The organism is Photobacterium nomapromontoriensis (assembly GCF_050336815.1).
In the GTDB taxonomy this organism is placed as follows: Bacteria; Pseudomonadota; Gammaproteobacteria; order Enterobacterales; family Vibrionaceae; genus Photobacterium; species Photobacterium nomapromontoriensis.
Genome location: NZ_JAKJSL010000094.1, coordinates 1 through 1,452, shown reverse-complemented (window position 1 = coordinate 1,452; position 1,452 = coordinate 1). Strand labels below are relative to the sequence as shown.

The 1,452-nt window shown below is 40.1% G+C and carries 1 protein-coding gene and 1 pseudogene; one reads left to right on the top strand and one right to left on the bottom strand.

Annotation, left to right across the window (positions count from 1 at the left end):
- Window positions 1-306 precede the first annotated feature (306 nt).
- Window positions 307-1,026, top strand: a complete 720-nt coding sequence (locus L4D12_RS25350) for an FRG domain-containing protein (protein WP_428450584.1) — start codon at window positions 307-309, stop codon at window positions 1,024-1,026.
- A gap of 114 nt (window positions 1,027-1,140) precedes the next feature.
- Here L4D12_RS25350 and L4D12_RS25345 read toward each other — a convergent pair.
- Window positions 1,141-1,452: pseudogene (locus L4D12_RS25345) on the bottom strand (IS4 family transposase); the annotation flags it as partial.

Sequence of the window (1,452 nt, the reverse complement as noted above, 5' to 3'; positions counted from 1 at the left end):
GTTTTACAGTTGTATTGGTTTCAAGTCGTCGGCCAAGCTTTGTTAATGTCAGATCTGAACCATCAAGAACACTCCGTGTAGCAAGTATCAGAGAATTAAGGCGTTTTTTGTGAATACTAGGGCAGTGGTTTTGAATTGTTTGCTGTAGAATCTGAAAATCGCGCATCGTACCGTCCAATTGGTCTAATGTGTTTCTGGCGATATCCATTAGATCAAAGGTGTCGGTGCGCGTCTACCTCATTGTTTATCAAAAAAATTATGAGGGGATTCGTAAGATGCAGGCGTTAACACTATTACGGAGGTTTTGTGCTTGATGCATTTTTGAAAGAAGTAGATGATGCTGTCATTAACTTATGTGGAAATAAAACGTGTTGGTACAGGGGACACGGTGATGCCACATATAAATTACACCCTTCAATCTTGAGATTAGAAAAGAAGTGTAATGAACCAGAGTTATTTTATTCCTATAAAACTCATGCATCATCATTAAATGGTATTAACAAAACCAATTGGGAGCTGCTACAGGATATGCAGCACTATGGGTTACCTACAAGATTATTGGATTGGACATCTTGTTTAGGAACTGCTTTATTTTTTGCTGTAATAGGTCAACCGGTATCTCCATGTGTCTGGATTTTAAGACCACACACCTTAAATAAAAAAAGCACTGGCCATGCTTGCATCTATGATACATCTAGCATTCCTGATATAGCTGGAAATAATCTCCCTGATTACTCAGTTTCAAATATTCTCACAGGGAATAGTAAAATTGACCTTCCTTTTGCTATCCAACCACCGCATGGAAATAATAGAATTGCAGCACAAAGAGGCATGTTTACTGTCCATTGTAACAATAGTTTACCCATTGAGGAGACCTGCCCTGAAATGGTTAGGAAAATTCTAATTCCTTGTGAGTTGGTTGAGTCAATTAAACGGTATTTAAGTTGTTTAGGAGTAGACGACTTTTCATTATTCCCTGATCACCAAGGATTAAGTAATTACTTGTTAAATAAGTACGTTAAATAGTGTTAACAAAGGCATTAAGGTGACGCCTGACACTCGGCGGTTTTGGTATGAAGTGTAATTGGTTCTGTAAGTTCAGCGTTGGCGCACCTTATGCCAAGGTGCTGACGGATCCCCTCATAATTTGCCCAGCCCTTCGGTGTGAGTGAGTCGTTGATATTCAAGCATTGCCCATTGATATTGGGAGTCGTTAATTTGATATCGTCGATGAACTCGAACTTCCCGCCCAAGTCGTGGTATTGAGAGGACTCTCCGGTGCTTGATGCTGTTAGCTTGGAAGTCAAAATGCCACTTTGCTTGTGCAGCCGCTAAACCATTCCACCACATTAAAATTTCAGCCAGTAACGCAATGAGCAGCAATATGTCTAAGCGTTTTGTGGATCRACTTCGATTATGTCGAAGGGCAATACCATAAGCGGTGCTTTTCAA